20 protein-coding genes and 4 tRNA genes are annotated in these 17,597 nt (G+C 63.2%); 16 read left to right on the forward strand and 8 right to left on the reverse strand.

The window, feature by feature from the left end:
- The first annotated feature begins 76 nt into the window (after positions 1–76).
- On the forward strand, positions 77–907 hold the full coding sequence (locus tag C0V82_RS00680) for a DUF5694 domain-containing protein (RefSeq protein ID WP_102110688.1): 831 nt from the start codon (positions 77–79) through the stop codon (positions 905–907).
- Here C0V82_RS00680 and C0V82_RS00685 read toward each other — a convergent pair whose 3' ends face one another.
- Together C0V82_RS00685 and C0V82_RS00690 are read right to left on the reverse strand one after the other, a co-directional pair.
- On the reverse strand, positions 908–2,128 hold the full coding sequence (locus C0V82_RS00685; protein ID WP_102110689.1) for a GAF domain-containing sensor histidine kinase: 1,221 nt from the start codon (positions 2,126–2,128) through the stop codon (positions 908–910).
- Between the two features lie 84 nt (positions 2,129–2,212).
- A complete protein-coding gene (locus C0V82_RS00690; RefSeq protein WP_102110690.1) occupies positions 2,213–2,677 on the reverse strand; it encodes a peroxiredoxin in 465 nt (154 codons plus the stop codon).
- Positions 2,678–2,770: 93 nt separating this feature from the next.
- Between C0V82_RS00690 and C0V82_RS00695 the strand changes: the two genes are divergently transcribed.
- Complete coding sequence (locus tag C0V82_RS00695) at positions 2,771–3,310, forward strand: DinB family protein (RefSeq protein WP_102110691.1); 540 nt, start codon at positions 2,771–2,773, stop codon at positions 3,308–3,310.
- A 104-nt stretch (positions 3,311–3,414) separates the two neighbouring features.
- On the opposite strand, the gene C0V82_RS00700 is transcribed toward C0V82_RS00695, so the two are convergent.
- From C0V82_RS00700 to C0V82_RS00715, 4 genes are all read right to left on the reverse strand, one after another.
- A complete protein-coding gene (locus tag C0V82_RS00700; protein ID WP_102110692.1) occupies positions 3,415–4,140 on the reverse strand; it encodes an HdaA/DnaA family protein in 726 nt (241 codons plus the stop codon).
- Positions 4,141–4,186: 46 nt separating this feature from the next.
- Positions 4,187–5,356 (reverse strand): AI-2E family transporter, encoded by a 1,170-nt coding sequence (locus tag C0V82_RS00705; RefSeq protein ID WP_308421108.1) that lies wholly within the window; start codon positions 5,354–5,356, stop codon positions 4,187–4,189.
- Positions 5,353–5,970, reverse strand: a complete 618-nt coding sequence (locus C0V82_RS00710) for a CDP-alcohol phosphatidyltransferase family protein (RefSeq protein WP_102110693.1) — start codon at positions 5,968–5,970, stop codon at positions 5,353–5,355. The genes C0V82_RS00705 and C0V82_RS00710 overlap by 4 nt, the downstream gene beginning before the upstream one ends.
- Before the next feature lie 136 nt (positions 5,971–6,106).
- Positions 6,107–7,213 (reverse strand): DUF2066 domain-containing protein, encoded by a 1,107-nt coding sequence (locus tag C0V82_RS00715; protein ID WP_158659636.1) that lies wholly within the window; start codon positions 7,211–7,213, stop codon positions 6,107–6,109.
- A gap of 111 nt (positions 7,214–7,324) precedes the next feature.
- Here C0V82_RS00715 and purM point away from each other — a divergent pair, with 111 nt between their 5' ends.
- Entirely contained in the window at positions 7,325–8,383 is a 1,059-nt protein-coding gene (purM, locus tag C0V82_RS00720; protein WP_102110695.1) for a phosphoribosylformylglycinamidine cyclo-ligase, read from the forward strand.
- Positions 8,380–9,024: a phosphoribosylglycinamide formyltransferase gene (purN, locus tag C0V82_RS00725; protein WP_245924115.1), complete on the forward strand. Its 645-nt coding sequence runs from the start codon at positions 8,380–8,382 to the stop codon at positions 9,022–9,024. The genes purM and purN overlap by 4 nt, the downstream gene beginning before the upstream one ends.
- A 59-nt stretch (positions 9,025–9,083) precedes the next feature.
- On the opposite strand, the gene C0V82_RS00730 is transcribed toward purN, so the two are convergent.
- Positions 9,084–10,151: a hypothetical protein gene (locus C0V82_RS00730; protein ID WP_158659637.1), complete on the reverse strand. Its 1,068-nt coding sequence runs from the start codon at positions 10,149–10,151 to the stop codon at positions 9,084–9,086.
- The gene (locus C0V82_RS00735; RefSeq protein WP_102110697.1) at positions 10,127–10,492 is read right to left on the reverse strand and encodes a PadR family transcriptional regulator; all 366 of its coding nucleotides are present in this window, start codon (positions 10,490–10,492) and stop codon (positions 10,127–10,129) included. The genes C0V82_RS00730 and C0V82_RS00735 overlap by 25 nt, the downstream gene beginning before the upstream one ends.
- Before the next feature lie 94 nt (positions 10,493–10,586).
- On the opposite strand from C0V82_RS00735, the gene C0V82_RS00740 reads away from it, so the two are divergent.
- The 12 genes from C0V82_RS00740 (at position 10,587) to C0V82_RS00795 (ending at position 17,577) form a co-directional block, all read left to right on the forward strand.
- Positions 10,587–11,081: a GNAT family N-acetyltransferase gene (locus C0V82_RS00740; RefSeq protein WP_158659638.1), complete on the forward strand. Its 495-nt coding sequence runs from the start codon at positions 10,587–10,589 to the stop codon at positions 11,079–11,081.
- Between the two features lie 93 nt (positions 11,082–11,174).
- Complete coding sequence (locus tag C0V82_RS00745; protein WP_054170187.1) at positions 11,175–11,399, forward strand: hypothetical protein; 225 nt, start codon at positions 11,175–11,177, stop codon at positions 11,397–11,399.
- 244 nt (positions 11,400–11,643) lie between these two features.
- Positions 11,644–14,052, forward strand: coding sequence for an endopeptidase La (gene lon / locus C0V82_RS00750; RefSeq protein ID WP_102110699.1), 2,409 nt, complete (start codon positions 11,644–11,646; stop codon positions 14,050–14,052).
- Positions 14,053–14,195: 143 nt separating this feature from the next.
- Entirely contained in the window at positions 14,196–14,468 is a 273-nt protein-coding gene (locus C0V82_RS00755) for an HU family DNA-binding protein (RefSeq protein ID WP_054170185.1), read from the forward strand.
- Between the two features lie 174 nt (positions 14,469–14,642).
- Positions 14,643–14,717: transfer RNA gene (locus tag C0V82_RS00760), tRNA-Val, on the forward strand.
- A 119-nt stretch (positions 14,718–14,836) separates the two neighbouring features.
- Positions 14,837–15,061, forward strand: coding sequence for a hypothetical protein (locus C0V82_RS00765; RefSeq protein WP_245924116.1), 225 nt, complete (start codon positions 14,837–14,839; stop codon positions 15,059–15,061).
- A gap of 113 nt (positions 15,062–15,174) precedes the next feature.
- Positions 15,175–15,251: transfer RNA gene (locus tag C0V82_RS00770), tRNA-Asp, on the forward strand.
- Positions 15,252–15,300: 49 nt separating this feature from the next.
- Positions 15,301–15,377: transfer RNA gene (locus C0V82_RS00775), tRNA-Asp, on the forward strand.
- Between the two features lie 49 nt (positions 15,378–15,426).
- Positions 15,427–15,503: transfer RNA gene (locus tag C0V82_RS00780), tRNA-Asp, on the forward strand.
- Between the two features lie 448 nt (positions 15,504–15,951).
- The gene (locus C0V82_RS00785) at positions 15,952–16,320 is read left to right on the forward strand and encodes an NADH-quinone oxidoreductase subunit A (RefSeq protein ID WP_054170184.1); all 369 of its coding nucleotides are present in this window, start codon (positions 15,952–15,954) and stop codon (positions 16,318–16,320) included.
- 26 nt (positions 16,321–16,346) lie between these two features.
- Positions 16,347–16,904, forward strand: a complete 558-nt coding sequence (locus C0V82_RS00790) for a NuoB/complex I 20 kDa subunit family protein (RefSeq protein ID WP_188595101.1) — start codon at positions 16,347–16,349, stop codon at positions 16,902–16,904.
- Positions 16,905–16,932: 28 nt separating this feature from the next.
- The gene (locus tag C0V82_RS00795) at positions 16,933–17,577 is read left to right on the forward strand and encodes an NADH-quinone oxidoreductase subunit C (protein ID WP_102110701.1); all 645 of its coding nucleotides are present in this window, start codon (positions 16,933–16,935) and stop codon (positions 17,575–17,577) included.
- Positions 17,578–17,597 lie beyond the last annotated feature (20 nt).

The raw sequence follows: 17,597 nt of genomic DNA on the forward strand, positions 1-17,597 counted from the left end.
CCGTCCCCCTCTGCCCCGATTGGTGGGTGTTAACAGGTTTGCTAAACTCCCTCCTGAACGCGCAAGGGGGAATGCGATGCGGACGCTTTTGGGGGCGATTGCCCTGCTGTCTGTACTATCGGCACCGGTGATGGCGTCGGAGGTGCCGGTGGAGGTCATGGTGCTGGGCACCTATCATTTCGCCAATCCCGGCCAGGATAAGGTGAATGCCCAGATCGACCCGGTGACCACGCCGGCCAAGCAGGCGCAACTGGAACAGGTGGCCGAACGGCTGGCCCGGTTCAAACCAACCGTCATCGCCGTGGAACGGGTGGCCAAGGATCAGACCACGATGCTGGACCATCGCTATCCGGCATTCACGCCCGCCGACCTGTTGAAGAATCCCGATGAACGAGTACAGATCGCCTATCGTCTGGCCAACCGGCTGGGCCTGAAAGAGGTCTATGCGGTGGATGAGGTGGCCGAAGACGGGGAGCCTGATTATTTCCCCTTCGATCCTGTCCAGAAATGGGCAGAGGCCAATGGCAAGACCGGCACTATCGATGCCATGTTCGGCCCCATCCAGGCCTGGGTGGCGCAGTTGGAGAAGGATCAGAGGACACGGCCTGTTGCCGATATCCTGGCCGACCTGAACGCGCCGGACCATCCCATCGCCATCAAGAGCATGGGGGACGGGCAGTATCGCCTTCTAGCGCTCGGCAAGGGACGCGATCTACCGGGGGCCGACCTGAACGCCCGCTGGTATGCCCGCAACGCCCGTATCTTCGCCAAGCTGACGCAGGTGGTGAAGCCGGGCGACCGGGTTCTGCTGGTCTATGGCTCCGGTCATAATTACTGGCTGCGTCATTTCGCTAGCGAAACGGGCGGCTTCAAGCTGGTGGAGGCCGGCCCCTATCTGCGTCCCTGATCAGGCGGCGGCCAGCGGCAGGCGCAGCCAGAAACGGCTGCCCCCACCTGGCACCGGCTCGTACCCGATCTGTCCGCCCATGGCATGGACCAGTTGACGGCAGATCGCCAGCCCCAGGCCCGACCCGTCGAATCGGCGGGCATGAGAGCTGTCGGCCTGGAAGAAGGGCGTGAAAAGATTGCCGCGCTGTTCCGGGGCGACGCCGATGCCGGTGTCCACCACATCCGCCCGCAGCCACAGCCGATTCCCTTCCTGCCCATCCTGGCGAAGGCACAGGGTGATGCCGCCCGATTCGGTGAATTTGGCGGCATTGAACAGCAGGTTGTTCAACACCTGCTGCAACCGGATGCCATCCCCGCGCCAGCGGTCGGGCAGGGCGGGGTCCAGATCGACCGACAGGGTCAGTCCCTTGTCGTGACAGGTCTTTTGCACTAGCCGTTGGCCGCGTGCGGCCAGATCGGACAGGCAGAAGGGCCGTTCCTCCAACTCCACCTTTCCCGACTCCAGCCGCGCATAGTCCAGCGTGTGGTTCAGCACCTGCATCAGGCTGCGGCCCGTGTCATGCACGGTGCGGGCATAATCGCCATAGGGTTCGGGCAGACCGGCATGGGCCAGCATCTCCCCGAAACCCAGGATCGCGTTCAATGGCGTCCTGATCTCGTGGCTCATCATGGCCAGAAAGCTGGCGCGGGCCTGGGCCATCTGCTCGGCCGCCTTCTGCGCCGTTGCCGCATCGCGCTGCAGCTTGTCCAGGGACAGCTGATCCATGGCGATGCCGGCAAACTGTTCCAGCATGGAGGTTTGTTCGGCCTGGAAATCGGGCCGGGGACGCCTATCCAAAACGCAGAACACGCCCAGCACTTGTCTGCCCGGCGTGACAATCGGGACGCCAGCGTAAAAGCGCAGGCCCGCCTGGGTGATGCCGGGCAGGCCGGCAAAGCGGGGATCGGCGGCCAGATCGGGCACCAGCAGCGTGCCACCATCGATCACCAGATTGCACAAGGTGGTTTCGCGCGGCTGCCGTCCGACGCAGATGCCCTCCTCGGCCTTGGGCCACATGTCGGCGGCATCGATCAGATTGACCATGGCAATGGGCAGATCGAACAGCCGCCGGGCCATGCCCGTAAGCCGTAGGAAACGGGGATCAGGTCCCAGATCGGACCCGACATAGGCGGAAAAATCCTGGAGCCGCAATCGCTCGCGCAGGTCGCTGACGATCATGATGCGTGGTTCCGCCTTAATGGGTCGTCAGCTTGGGCGGACCCGGGGGCGGTGTCAACCGTCCCCCCGGTTCCATTCCCCTGTTTACAGACCCTGAACCGCCTTCAGCACGGCATCGACATGGCCCGGTACCTTCACCTTGCGCCATTCGGCGCGCAGGATACCATCCTTGTCGATCACGAAGGTGGAGCGTTCGATGCCCATATACTTCTTGCCGTACATGTTCTTTTCCTGCCAGGCGCCATAACGCTCCGTCACATCGCTGTCGGCATCGGAGGCCAGGATGAAGGGCAGCTTGTACTTGGCCTTGAACTTGTCGTGGCTGGCCACGCTGTCCTTGGAGATGCCGACAATGGTGGCATCCAGCTTTTCGAAATGTGGCAGCTGCTCGCCGAACCCGCAGGCCTGGGTGGTGCAGCCGGACGTGTCATCCTTGGGATAGAAATAGACCACCACATTCTTGCCCTTCAGGGCCGACAGGGTGACGCTGCCATTGCCATCGGTAGGCAGGGTGAAATCGGGGGCCGGCTGGCCGATCGCGATGGTCATCTTAGGGTTCCTTTGGGGAATAATGGTCTATAGACAAGGATTTAGGTGCGGCGCGACAGAGTCAACCCGCTGCATGGCAAAGAGGATGCAGGCATGATCAGCGTGGATTACGTGCGTACCATGGCCGCCTATGGCCATTGGATGAACAGCCGCATGATGGAGGCCTGCGCCGCCATTCCGGCGGTGGACCGGTCGCGCGATATGGGAGCCTTCTTCAAGTCACTGCACGGCACGCTGGACCATATCCTGTGGGCCGACATGATCTGGCTCAGCCGGTTTGAGGGCACGGCACCGCCCGTGGCCAAGGGGACGGATCTGTTCCGTCCCGATTGGGATGAACTGGTGGCCGACCGTGCGCTGGCTGACGCCCGCATTACGGACTGGGCGGTGGGCGTGACGCCGGAATGGCTGTCGGCGCCCTTGTCCTATGTCACTAAGTTCAATCCCCACCGCTGGACCCTGCCGGCCTGGGTCCCGGTGACGCATTTCTTCAACCATGGTACCCACCATCGCGGGCAGGCGACGACCTTGATGATGCAACTGGGTGTCGATCCGGGCGTCACGGACCTTCCGGTCCTGCCTGGTATTTTCGATGGCTCGCTGGGGATGGAGGCGAGCAAGGTGCCGGTTTAGAGCGGCATGAAAGCCGCTCGGGCGGCGACTGCCGCCGCGCCGCTCATGCGGCGTGAAGCCAAACCGCCGGACGGCGGTGCCGGCGTTTGAGGCGCATGTAAAAGCTAGACCTGATCGCCCAAGACCTGCCGGCAGAACCGCACCGTGATCGGCTTCTTCGCGGCCAAGGCGGCATGGTCGAGCGTCGCCACCACGCGGCGGGCATTGGCGAAGCTGCGTTCGGTGCGGGTCATCAACCAGTCGATGACATCCTCCCCCACCCGGATCTGCCGGTCGGCGAACAGCTTCACCAGCACGGCCATCAACAGGGCATCGTCGGGAGCGGCCATGCCCACCGCCGGTGCCGCCAGCAGGCGGGAACGCAGGTCGGGCAACCGGATCAGCCAGTTGATGGGCGCATTTTCCGCTAGCAGCAGCAGATGCCCGCCTATCTCCTTGGCCAGATTGTAAAGATGGAACAGGGACCGTTCGAGCGCGGGGTCGCCCGCCACCCCCTGCGCCCCGTCCAGAACGGCGGTCCGCATGGGGCGCAGCAGGTCGGGCAGCTCTGCCTCGTCCCGCAGGTCATCGACAGACAGAAGGTTACCGCGTGCGCGGGCGCGCCAGATCTGGGCCAGATGGCTTTTCCCGCAACCCGCCGGACCGAACAGGACCAGGGCTGGGGCGGGCCATTCTGGCCAGGCGTCCAGCCAAGCCACCGCGTCCTGATTGCCCGGTGCCACCAGGAAATCATCCTCCCCCATGGCCGACCGATGGCCCAGGTCCAGCGGGATCTGCCGCGTGGATAGCAGGGATGGCGGATTGGATGGCGGTTGGGGGGGCGTGGTCATGGCAAGAGCCCCTCCTTCTGCGCGGGCTGGAAAACATGAAAGCGTGTCAGGGCTTGGGCGGCAGGTCGGCGACGCCGTCACCCCGTTCCGCCCCTTCGGCTGCCGGATGGGATAGCAGCGGGTCGGGGGGCAAGTCGAGGGCTGTCGCCTCCACCGTGTCGAACCCACGGTAGAGGCTGCTCTGCATATATTGCTGCAAACAGAACCGGGTCAGTACGCCGATGACGGCGGCAACGGGTACCGCCAGCAGCACGCCGACAAAGCCGAACAAGGCCCCGCCGGCCAGCAGTGCGAACATGACCCAGACGGGATGCAGCCCCACCTTGTCGCCCACCAACTTGGGCGTCAGGATGTTGCCTTCCACGGCTTGGCCGAAGAAGAAGATGCCGGCGATCAGGCCGACCCGCCAGAATTCGTCGAACTGGAAAAGGGCCAGGCCGACACTGGCCACGAATCCGACCAGCGATCCGACAAACGGGATGAAGGACAGAAGGCCCGTGATCAGCCCGATCACCAGCCCGAAATCCAGCCCCGCTGCTGTCAGGGCCACGGCATAGAAAACGCCCAGGCAAAGGCAGACGGTGGCCTGACCGCGCACGAATCCGGCCAGCGTCGTATCGACCTCGCGCGCCTGCTCCCGGATGGTGGTGGCATAGGGGCGGGGTAGCCAGCCATCTATTGTCGCCACCATCCGGTCCCAGTCGCGTAGCAGATAGAAGGCCACGATGGGCGTGATGAAGATGACGGACAGGATGTCGATGATGGCGACACTGCTGGTCAGGATGTTGCGCAGAACGTCAGCGGTCCAGCCGACAGCCGTTCCGGCGTAGTTGCCGGCGGCTTCGCGCAGTTGCTTCGCCTCTGCCGCCGGCAGGCGGCGCAACCAGCGCTGGATTTCGGGGACCAGTTCCTTCTTGGCCCAGGCGATCCATTCGGGCGCCACCTCCACCAACTGTACGACCTGTGCCTGCAACAGTGGCGCCAGCAGCAGCAGGGCCAGGATGGCTGCCAGCAGAAATCCCAGCAGCACAATCGTCGTGGCGGCCCAGCGCGGCATGCCGCGCGCCTCCAATTTGTCAGCGACGGGGTCCAGCAGATAGGCGACCGCCATCCCCGCCACGAACGGCGCCAGCATGGAACGCAGCAGCCAGACGACGGCGATGAAGCCGACAAAGCCCCAGAGCCAGAATTTCCACTGTCGATTGGCCCGCATCATGCGCCCTTGCCCGGATCGTCGTTCAGGAATTCATCCTCCGGCTTCGGCCGGCTGACGAAGGCCAGTACCAGCGAGGCCAGCGTCAGACCGACCACCACCAGTTCCGCCGGCAGGATGAACAGATCGACCCCGAATCCAGGTCCCTGGATCAGCAGGAACAGGATGGCCAGCGCGTCCATGGCCACGATGTTGATATGAAACAGCCAGCGAGGCTCGCGAATCCAGGGCTCGTTCCCCGCCGTTTCCGGCAGCTTCTGCCCCAGCGCCAGCACCAGTTCCCGCAGCAGCACGGGGATCAGCACCCAGAGCGGCAACAGGCCATTATAGGCAAGCGCGGTCAGGGCCAAAAGCGGCAGCAACCGGTCGGCGAACCCGTCCAGAACCCCGCCCAGCCTTGTGCGCGTCTTGAACAGCAGAGCCGCGGACCCTTCCAGCAGGGCGCCCAGGGCGGCCAGCACGAACAGCCAGAAGGCCCAGGCATAATGGCCGCTATAGATCAGCCAGCCGATCAGCAGGGCTGACAGCAGCCGCCCGGCGGTGATGCCCATCGTGATGCGGCGTAACCGTTCCAGGGTGGGATCGGTGGCTGTGGTTTCGGGCGCAAGATCGCTCATCGGGCCTCAACTCCGCCGTTGGTTATGTTCAGACGTTCCCGTCTTGAACACGTGGCAAACCAAAAGGGTCACATGCCCGGCAGTATGAGGGTTTTCGAAAGGATAACAATGGTCTGGTGGGGGCTGATGGAACCGCTCACCGCGCGCTGCGCAGGACCGGCCCGTCGGCCCCATCTTCCAGCACCAGATCGCGCTGGGCCAGTGCGGTGCGCAACTGGCCGATATCGCCAGCATGGCGCAGGTCCAGGACGGCGCCGGTGCGCGACAGGCTGGTGATATTGGTCTGTGTGATAGTGCTGATGCTGGCCAGACGTTTGCGGATGGACAACCACGCGGCCTGATCGGCAAAGCGGGCCGTCAGCTTCAGGTCCGACAGGGCCCCGGCGGCGATCTGCGTGGCGGCGGTCCAGCGTTCCTCGAACCGGTGGGTCACGCTTTCCACGGCCGCGCGCAGGGTGGGACTCACCACCTCGGTCGTATCCGCAGGCAGGGGTGATTGCGTCAGGGTGAAGCTTTCCCCACTGCCTGTGGCAGGATGCAGGGCAACCGTCACCGTCAGGCCTGCTTCTGGCGTGCCGCTGGCCACCACCACGGCGACATCACCGGCACCGTAGCGGTCGGCGATACGGCGCAGCGCGGTGGCGTCACCGGTCAGGGCCTGTTCCACACCGATATCGCTGACATCCGCTGCCTCCCCGAACGGTACGGTCACGGGCACCAGACCGCCCTGACGCGGGGCCAGATCGGCCCAGGCTTGCCGCCACGCCGTGCCCGCCTGCCACAGGACTGGCGTGCCGCCCGTCTGATCAATGGGCAGGACCAGGGTTGGCTTCGACCGCACCTCGGCATAGGCGACATTGTTGGCACGCAGGTAATTGCGCAGGGCGGCGGCGTTGAAACGGATGGCCAGCTTGCCGACATAACGGGTGGCGGATGTCCGCTCCTCCTGGATCTCAAAGCTCTGCACCATGCGTTCGATCACGTCGGATGGAACGGGGGGTAGGGCGGTGCGAGCACCATCCACCGTCAGCCGGTCGAACATCAGGTCGAAGGCCTTGCGTTGCGCCTCCCGCACGCCTTGGTCCCGGGCGGCATTGGCATTGCCGGACGAGATATCGACGCCCACATCGCGCACCGTGAACAGGTCGTCCACCGCCTGACCAGAGGCTGGCAGCGCCAGACCCAGGGCCATCAGGGCGACAGACAGGCTTTTGCGCAGGGCGGGGGTGCGGATGACCGGCATTGCCTTGAATTCCGATGTTGCTATGTTCGGCGCCAAATCCGGGGTGCGGCAGGCCACCATGGGCTTTCTACCCCACCCCGGCACCGTTACGCCAGCAGTGAGGGCCAGGGCATGAGCAGCTATTCCTACCGGGATGCGGGTGTCGATATCGATGCGGGCAACGCACTGGTCGATGCGATCAAGCCGCTGGCCAAGTCCACGGCTCGTTCCGGCTCCGATGCGGGCCTGGGTGGGTTCGGCGCACTGTTCGATCTGCGCGCCGCCGGCTTCCATGATCCGCTGCTGGTTTCCACCACTGACGGCGTGGGCACCAAGCTGAAGGTCGCCATCGACGCCAACAAGCATGACACGGTCGGTATCGATCTGGTCGCCATGTGCGTGAATGATCTGGTGGTGCAGGGCGCCGAACCGCTGCTGTTCCTGGATTACTACGCCACCGGCAAGCTGGACGTGGCCGCCGGCCGCGCCATCGTCGCCGGCATCGCTGAGGGCTGCCGTCAGGCCGGTTGCGCCCTTGTCGGTGGTGAGACCGCGGAAATGCCTGGCATGTATGCCCATGGCGACTATGATCTGGCCGGTTTCTCAGTCGGTGCCGTCGAACGTTCGCAGGTGCTGATCGGTGACAAGGTGGCCTCCGGCGATGTGGTGCTGGGCCTGGCCTCGTCGGGCGTGCATTCCAACGGCTACTCGCTGGTGCGCAAGCTGGTGGGCGTGTCGGGCCTGACCTATGACAGCGCCTGCCCATGGGATGCCTCGCGCAGCCTGGGTGACGCGCTGCTGACGCCGACCCGCATCTATGTGAAGTCGGTCCTGGCTGCCGTGCGCGCCGGCACCGTCAATGCGCTGGCCCATATCACGGGTGGCGGGTTGATTGAGAATATTCCGCGCGTCCTGCCCGATGGCCTGGGCGTGGACCTGGATGCTGCATCCTGGGACCTGCCGCCGGTGTTCAACTGGCTGATGAAGACGGGCAATGTCGAAGCGTCCGAGATGGCTCGCACCTTTAATTGCGGTATCGGCATGGTTGTCGTCGTGCCTGCCGACAAGGCCGATGAAGCCACGCGCCTCCTGGCCGAAGGCGGGGAGACTGTGAAGCGTATCGGCACCGTGGTTCCGCGCAGCGGCGACGGCCACCGCGTCGTGATCACGGGGCTGGAGCGCTGGTCGTGAGACTGCGTCTGGGCGTTTTGATCTCGGGCCGGGGCAGCAATCTCCAGGCCCTGATCGACGCTGCCTGTGATCCGGCATATCCGGCGGAGGTGGCGCTTGTCATCTCCAACAAGCCGGACGCCGCCGGCTTGGACCGGGCGCGTGCCGCCGGTATCGCCACCCTGGTACTGAAGCCGAAAGACTTTGCCGATAAGGCAGCCCACGAGGCGGCGATGACGGCGGCGTTGGAAAGGGCCGGCGTCGGTCTGGTCTGCCTCGCCGGTTATATGCGCCTGCTGTCGCCGGTGTTTGTGACGGCGTGGCATGACCGCCTGATCAACATCCACCCCTCGCTGCTGCCCGCCTTTCCCGGCCTGGACACACACGCGAAGGCCATCGACACCGGCGTGCGCTTTCACGGCTGCACGGTGCATTTCGTGCGGGTGGAGATGGATACCGGCCCGATCATCGTGCAGGCCGCTGTGCCCGTCGCCGATGATGACACGCCCGATCGTCTGGCGGCTCGCGTCCTGACCCAGGAGCACAAGGCCTATCCCTTGGCCGTGCGCCTGATCGCGGAAGGCCGGGTGTCGGTGGAGGGCAACCGCGTGGCGGTGCGGGGTGGGGCCGTGCCGAATGCGATGATCGCGCCCATCGCCTGAAAACAAGATCGCATGCGCCGGGGGGCGGCGCATGCGACAAGGCAGTCCGATGGTGCTTATCAGGCCGGAACGGCGGCCAGGTTATTAAGCTTCAAATGGATGGCCAGGCGTCGGTCGCGGTGCAGCCGTTCGATCAGATAGCCCAGCAGGAAGATGGCAGCGATACCGCCGGCGATGCGCAGGGGCTGTTCCTTTGACACGCCATACATCACCAAATTGGTCATCAGCCCGGCGAACAGCGGCACGAACCAGAACCACCACATCAGGCGGCGCTGACGGCTTTGCCGGTTCAGTTCCGTTTCATAAAGGGCGCGCACGGTGGTGCTGTCTGCATCCAGCGGGGCTGGTCGGGCGGCACCGCGCAGCGCCAGATAGACCAGGATGCAGGCATAACCGGTCAGAAAGCTCCAGCCCAGAGGGGCGACCGGCGGCTGAAACCGTGCCAGGAAGTAGCCCGACACGCCGATGATCATGGCCAGTGCGGCCATTTCGGCCCGGTTGCGCACGCGGGTGCGCTGCACGAACTGATTGTAATCGGTGAACAAGGGCTGGGCGGGTTTGCGCCGTACCGCGTCGGGATTTTCCATCGCGCCCAAGGTCCAGAGGATCGGGAAGGACAGGCAGGCCAGTACGATCAGTGAGCGCGACAGCGCCCAGCCCGGATCAAGGTGGCCGGCGGCGATCAGCATATGCATGACCGTCTGTTGCGCCACCACGCACAGGGCCGCCGTGATGGCATCGAAAAGGCCCTGACGCACCGGGTTGTCATCACTGCGATAGATGTTCCGCAACAGCAACCCGACCATGGCCAGTCCCATGGGCAGTGCGGCGCAGGCGGCATTGGTCACGGCCCTATCGGGGCGGTCCAGTTCGAACCCGCCCAGGCAGGCGAACAGGATGAACAGCTGCAACCCGATCACCGGTAGCCGTGATGCCCGGCGCGCCTGTTCGGCTACCAGCGGCGGCACGGAGCGTAACCCCTCGGCGGCCAATTGCCCCGGCGAACGGCAGCTTTCCGCCAGATCGCCCATCACCGCCTCCCGCGAGGCGGGCGGCAGCACCATCTGGATCAGGCGGCCCACCAATCCCGGTGCGGGATTGCTTACGCGATCGCGCTGTCTTTCCATATCCCCACTCCCCATTGCTGTTCGATAGCATCGCAGATGCGTTTGGCGGTCGCCGCCGCGTCCCGCAGAGCCATTTCCCCCGAAACTTCAAGCCGGAAGCAGCGTTTGGCCCGTCCGCCCCTTTCCGGTGTGGGATCGGTCATCCAGGAGGTGACCAGCCCCTTATCCTCCATCCGGTCCAAGGTGGCGTAGACGGCGCCCAACGCCACCTTCCGTGGTCGCGACAGCTCTTCCACCTTGGCGTGGATGGTCACGCCATAGGCGCTGTCCCCCAGTGACAGCACGGCTGTCAGCACAACCTGCTCAAACTGTCCAAGGGTGGCGTTCGCGACCGCTTTCATAATCCATACCCTGTATGAGTTATGTTGCATACGGTGTAGGAGAAATGGTTGGGCGTCAAGGGCGATTGTGTGGCGTTCGACGGCATGTCATTGCGTGCTGATTATTGACTGCTGCTTGTCGCGTGCCATGCCCATCCGCCCCGCCACCGCCGCCGATCTGCCCTTTATCCATAGCCTCGCCCCGCGTCTGGCCGGGGCTGCCGACCTGTCCTGGCGCAGCGGTGACGAGGTGATGCGGTTTCAACGCTGTTTCATGCATGAGACGCTGGAGGCACCCAAGCCGGGAGCCGTGACTTTCATCGCCGAGGATGAAAGCGGCGTACTGTTAGGATTCGTGCATGCCGAGCCGATGCTGGACATCTTCACCGACCAGATCGCCGCCTATATCCCGCTGCTGGCCGTGACCGAAGCGGCGGAGGGGCAGGGGACGGCCAAGGCCCTGATGGCGGCGGTGGAGGCGTGGGCCAAGGGCCAGGGCTATGCGTCCCTGTCACTGGATGTCTTTGCAAGTAATGCGCGCGGCCGCGCCTTCTATGCGCGCCAGGGCTATGGGGAGGAGACGCTGCGGCTGGTGAAGGACATTCGGTAGCACCCCCAACCGTTCGAGAACCCTTGTCAACCGCCCCACCAACCCTTACACAATCGGCCAGAATTCCATCGTCTCGTTCCGGGGGAGAAGAATATGGCCGGCGCACATGGGCCCGTGGTGGTCGACAACAAGATCGTGAAGGAACATGCCGAGGGCTGGCATGCCTTTACCCGTTTCACCACCATCGGCATCATCGCCGTGGTGCTGTTCCTGCTGATGTTGATGCTGCATTTCTTCATCGGCTGGGGCTACGCCGTGCTGTTCATGGTGCTGGGCTATGTTGTGCTGACCTTTGCCGCTTTGCTGGGCAAGGTATAAAGCTCGCCGAAGCACCATTGCGATCTGGAAAAAGGGCCGCCGGCGACGCCGCGCGGCCCTTTTTGCGTCCGTGACAAACCCGTAGTACGCCTTTGGCGTGGTTCAAGCCCTTGAAGGGGGGGTATTGGTGTGCCACGTTAACGCCTGACGCCGTCACGATCGTTTCATCCCGTGCCCATCTGGGGCGGGCGGTCGGTCCAGGCCCAGCGGGGCTGGCGGCATGAATATAGAAGGCTGACTTAAGATGCTGGACATCCCCCGCGGTGTTCTCTACCCGGTCCTCCCGCTGAGAGACATCGTCGTCTTCCCGCACATGATCGTCCCGTTGTTCGTGGGCCGCGAGAAATCCGTCCGCGCGCTGGAAGACGTGATGAAGGATGATAAGCAGATCCTGCTGGTCACCCAGAAGAACGCCTCCCAGGATGATCCCACGCCCGCCGACATCTTTTCTGTCGGCACGATCGGTACGGTGCTGCAGCTGCTGAAGCTGCCCGACGGGACCGTGAAGGTGCTGGTGGAGGGCGGCAAGCGCGCCGCCATCACCAAGTTCGGCGATAATGAGGATTTCTTCCAGGCCTATGCCGAACTGATCGATGAGAAGGTGGGCGAGCCACAGGAGCTTGAGGCCCTGTCGCGCGCGGCCGTGTCGCAGTTCGAGCAGTATATCAAGCTGAACAAGAAGATCCCGCCCGAGGTGCTGGTTTCCATCAACCAGATTGAGGAGCCGGGCAAACTGGCCGACACTATCGCCAGCCATCTCCAGCTCAAGATCCCTGAAAAGCAGCAGCTATTGGAGACCCCGACGGTCGCCGAGCGGCTGGAGCGGGTCTATGCCTTCATGGAAGGTGAGATCGGCGTGCTGCAGGTGGAAAAGCGCATCCGCAACCGCGTGAAGCGCCAGATGGAGAAGACTCAGCGCGAGTACTATCTGAATGAGCAGATGAAGGCCATTCAGAAGGAATTGGGCGAGGGCGAGGACGGCAAGGACGAGGTCGCGGAGATCGAGGAGAAGATCGCCAAGACCAAGTTCAGCAAGGAAGCCCGCGAAAAGGCCCTGGCCGAGGTCAAGAAGCTGCGCACCATGAGCCCGATGAGCGCGGAGGCCACGGTGGTGCGCAACTATCTGGACTGGATGCTGTCGATTCCCTGGAAGAAGCGCAGCAAGGTCAAGAAGGACATCAAGGGTGCCGAAACAATCCTGAACGCCGACCATCACGGTCTGGAAAAGGTCAAGGAACGTATCCTTGAATACCTGGCGGTCCAGCAGCGCATGGACAAGGTTAAGGGCCCGATCCTGTGCCTGGTCGGACCGCCGGGCGTGGGCAAGACGTCGCTGGGTAAGTCCATCGCCAAGGCCACGGGCCGCAATTTCGTGCGCATGTCGTTGGGCGGCGTGCGGGATGAAGCCGAGGTGCGCGGTCACCGCCGCACCTATATCGGCTCCATGCCCGGCAAGGTCATCCAGGGCATGAAGAAGGCCAAGACCTCCAACCCGCTGTTCCTGCTGGATGAGATCGACAAGCTGGGGGCCGACTGGCGCGGTGATCCGTCATCGGCACTGCTGGAGGTTCTCGACCCCGAGCAGAACAGCACCTTCAGCGACCATTATCTTGAGGTCGACTATGACCTGTCTGACGTGATGTTCGTCTGCACGGCCAACTCTCTGCGCATGCCGCAGCCGTTGCTGGACCGTATGGAGATCATCCGCCTGGCCGGTTACACCGAGGATGAGAAGGTGGAGATCGCCAAGCGTCACCTGATCGAGAAGCAGGTGACCGACCATGGGCTGAAGGCCGGCGAATTCACCATCACCGACGACGCCCTGCGCGACGTGATCCGCTATTACACGCGCGAAGCGGGCGTGCGTTCGCTGGAGCGTGAGATCGCCAATCTGGCGCGCAAGGCCATCAAGGAGATCCTGATGAAGGGTCTCGACAAAGTGAAGGTCACGCCCAAGAACCTGGAAAAGTTCGCAGGCGTGAAGCGCTTCCGATTCGGTGAGGCGGAGCTGGAGGATCAGGTCGGTGCAACCACCGGTCTGGCCTGGACCGAGGTTGGCGGGGAAATCCTGACCATCGAGGCCGTGATGCTGCGCGGTAAGGGCCGCATCCAGACCACGGGCAAGCTGGGTGATGTCATGAAGGAGTCGGTGCAGGCCGCCGAATCCTATGTGAAGGCCAACGCGCTGAAGTTCGGGATCAAGCCGACCCTGTTCGAAAAGCGCGACATCCATGTCCATGTGCCGGAGGGGGCAACCCCGAAGGACGGCCCGTCGGCCGGCGTGGCCATGATCACCACCATCGTCTCCGTCCTGACAGGCATCGCCGTCGCCAAGGACATCGCCATGACGGGTGAGATCACCCTGCGCGGCAAGGTTCTGGCCATTGGCGGTCTGAAGGAAAAGCTTCTGGCGGCGCTCAGGGCGGGAATCAAGCGCGTGCTGATTCCCAAGGACAATGAGAAGGATCTGGCCGAAATCCCCGATAACGTCAAAAAGGGCCTGACCATCATCCCGGTTTCAACCGTAGATGAGGTTCTGGCCCACGCTTTGGTGACGGCACCGGTCGGGATTGAGTGGTCAGAGCCCGAAGAAGTGGCTCAGGTGCCCGGAAAAGCTGGGGATGAAGAGCGGGATGGCGTGATTCGCCATTGAAGTGCGATTGGAAATCGTGTGAATTGGGTTCCGCCGCCACCCGCACAAACCCTTGTGTTGGCGGCGGAACCCAATCCCTTGATGCCTGGGAAGACATCTCGGGCATGTTGCAACCGATACTCTCTTGATGAGGGGGGCCTTAAGTGAACAAGAACGATCTCGTTGCCGCGGTCGCCGAAGCGGCTGGTCTGTCCAAGGCGGACGCGAACAAGGCCGTCGATGCGGTTTTTGATGGGATCACCGGCGCGCTGAAGAAGGGCGACGAAGTGCGTCTGGTTGGCTTCGGCACCTTCGCGGTCGCTGAACGCGCCGCTTCCGAGGGCCGCAATCCCCGCACCGGTGAGAAGATCTCCATCGCCGCTTCCAAGCAGCCGAAGTTCAAGCCCGGCAAGGGCCTGAAGGACGCGCTGAACTGAGCGACGCCTATCTAGGGATGCCCGGCGGTAGCCGGGCGGCCTGATGGTGAGATAACGGGCGGCCCACCGGGCACGCCCGTTTTTCATTTCTGGCTCCTGTCATGTTGGGCGCGAACCAAATTCTTTGTTGATTCTCCCGTTCTGGCCGCTATTGTCCCCGCCAACGAACGGTACGGGCGGTTAGCTCAGAGGTAGAGCATCGGTTTTACACACCGCAGGTCGGGGGTTCGATCCCCTCACCGCCCACCATTCCCTTCCACATCCCTGACATTGATCTGCCATTCCACCTGTCGTAGCGACGCTGGAACAGCTATAATGCGCCATCGGTCGTTCTCAACGGCTGCGCACGGGAAAGAGGAAGGCGTTTCGTGATCGATTCCGCTGATCGTCGTTTGGGCGACCGTATCCTGGCTGCGCTGGAACTGGCCATCGACCAACAGGAACTGGAAATCGCCGAACAGCTTTGGCGCGCCCTGGAACTGGCGCTGAGCCGCTATGGCGGCCCTGATGCGTTTGAGAAGCGGGACCCGCCGGCCAATCTGGACGATGTGCTGGACCGGTTGTTCGCGCTGCGCCATGCCAAGGGTGGCTGATCCAAATTTTCCTGGCGATTTCATGTTTGACAAGGGGGGCGGGGTCGAATATACACCCGCCCACCTCAGCGGCGGCGGGGCTGGCAACGGTCGCGGCGCTGTTTGAAAAGTTTGCGGGTGTAGCTCAGTTGGTTAGAGCGCCGGCCTGTCACGCCGGAGGCCGCGGGTTCAAGTCCCGTCACTCGCGCCACTTTTCTTTGAGGTTCAGGTGCACCCTGACAAGTGCGCCGTTGTCCTGTGCGGGTGTAGCTCAGTTGGTTAGAGCGCCGGCCTGTCACGCCGGAGGCCGCGGGTTCAAGTCCCGTCACTCGCGCCACCCTTCGCGGTGGCCGTCCTGGAGAGGGCGCTAAATTCTTCCACCCTGCGCGGGTGTAGCTCAGTTGGTTAGAGCGCCGGCCTGTCACGCCGGAGGCCGCGGGTTCAAGTCCCGTCACTCGCGCCACCTTTATTCAAAACGCAACAACAGCAGCTACATTCGCGATGTTGTGTTTTGAAAATCCCACGAGCCTGATAGATTTTAAAATCAGCGTTCCCCACACGGGAATATGCTGAATTTTTGCATTTCCGAATGGTTCGTGCGCGCCATGCAATTGACGCCATTGAGTAATCCCTGCAACGCAACGCTGCTTTGCCGCGACGCACCAATCGGCGGAACTGTGAGCCTTTTCGGCTAGTTGCGAACGTTTCTCAGCCCCGAAAATGGCGTAATTCGCTTTCCTTCCGGCGTGGACGGGGCCTATATTCTCGTGGGCTCCGGGTTCCCCGGTGGCCTTCCTGGTCCATGAACCGCCCGCGGTTGCGACACAAATTATCCTCGGCCCGAGCCTGTCGGCCCGACGGATATCTGTGGCGCAGCGTCGGGCTGAACCGGTGTGACGATGTCCGATCCGATGTCCAACCCGCTGCTGGTGCAGTATCTGCCGATCCTGGTCTTCCTGGCCATCGCCACAATTGTGGCCGGCGCGATGATCGCGGCCTCCCTTGTGGTGGGCAAGCAGAAGCCCGATGCCGAGAAGCTGTCCGCCTATGAGTGCGGCTTCGAGGCGTTCGAGGATGCGCGCAGCAAGTTCGACGTTCGCTTCTATCTGGTCTCGATCCTGTTCATCATCTTCGACCTGGAAGTGGCTTTCCTGTTCCCGTGGGCTGTATCCCTGGGTGATATCGGCATGTTCGGTTTCTGGTCGATGATGGTGTTCCTGGGCATCCTGACCATCGGCTTCATCTATGAATGGAAGAAGGGCGCGCTGGAGTGGGAGTGATCCTGTCCGGCCAGCCTGGGAGCGATATGATGAGCAGCAGCAACCTCGTCACCACCAATACCAGCCCCCTGCCGCCCGGCGCGGCGCAGGAGGCCTATTTGAACGCGGTCACCACCGAACTGAACGACAAGGGCTTCCTGGTCGCCAAGTATGATGACCTGCTGAACTGGGCCCGCACTGGCTCGCTCTGGCCCATGACTTTCGGTCTGGCTTGCTGCGCCGTGGAAATGATTCACGCCTATATGGCGCGTTACGACCTTGACCGGTTCGGCGTCATTCCGCGTCCCAGCCCGCGTCAGTCCGACGTGATGATCGTGGCCGGCACGCTTTGCAACAAGATGGCCCCCGCGCTCCGCAAGGTTTATGACCAGATGGCCGAACCGCGCTGGGTGATCTCGATGGGCAGCTGCGCCAATGGCGGCGGCTACTATCATTATTCCTACTCGGTGGTGCGCGGTTGCGACCGCATCGTGCCCGTCGATATCTATGTGCCCGGTTGCCCGCCCACGGCGGAGGCGCTGGTTTACGGCATTCTGCAATTGCAGAAGAAGATCAAGGGCGGTAACCGCCTGATCCGCGCCTGACCCTGGTTTTTGGACGAGGACGCTTAGGATGAGCGACGAGGCCCTCAAGGAACTCGGTGACTATATCGGCAACGCCTTGGGCGCTGCTGTCGTGAAGACCGAGATCGCCCATGGCGAGCTGGCCGTGACCCTGACGCGCGCCGCGCTGTTCAAGGGCATCCAGTTCCTGCGCGACGATTCGACCACCCATTGCGAGATGCTTGCCGACATTGCCGGTGTGGACTATCCCGACCGTGCGGAGCGGTTTGAGGTGGTCTATAACCTGTTGTCGGTGAAGCATAATCACCGCATTCGCGTGAAGGTGGCGACGGACGAGGACACGCCCGTGCCCTCCATCGTGTCGCTGTACCCCGTGGCCGGCTGGTTCGAGCGTGAGGCCTGGGATCTCTACGGCATCTTCTTCGCCGACAATCCCGACCTGCGCCGCATCCTGACCGACTATGGGTTCGAGGGTCATCCGCTACGCAAGGATTTCCCGCTGACCGGCTTTGTCGAGCTGCGATATGACGCTGAACAGCGCCGCGTCGTCTATGAGCCGGTGAAGCTGACGCAGGATTTCCGCAGCTTCGACTTCCTGTCACCCTGGGAAGGGATGACGGATGTGCAGTTGCCAGGCGATGAGAAGGCCGTTATCCCGCTGGCGGCCCGTCCCGCCATCGCGGACAAGCGTTAAGGGGGCCAGGAGATGGCAAC

The sequence above is a fragment of the Niveispirillum cyanobacteriorum genome (assembly GCF_002868735.1).
Taxonomy (GTDB): Bacteria; Pseudomonadota; Alphaproteobacteria; order Azospirillales; family Azospirillaceae; genus Niveispirillum; species Niveispirillum cyanobacteriorum.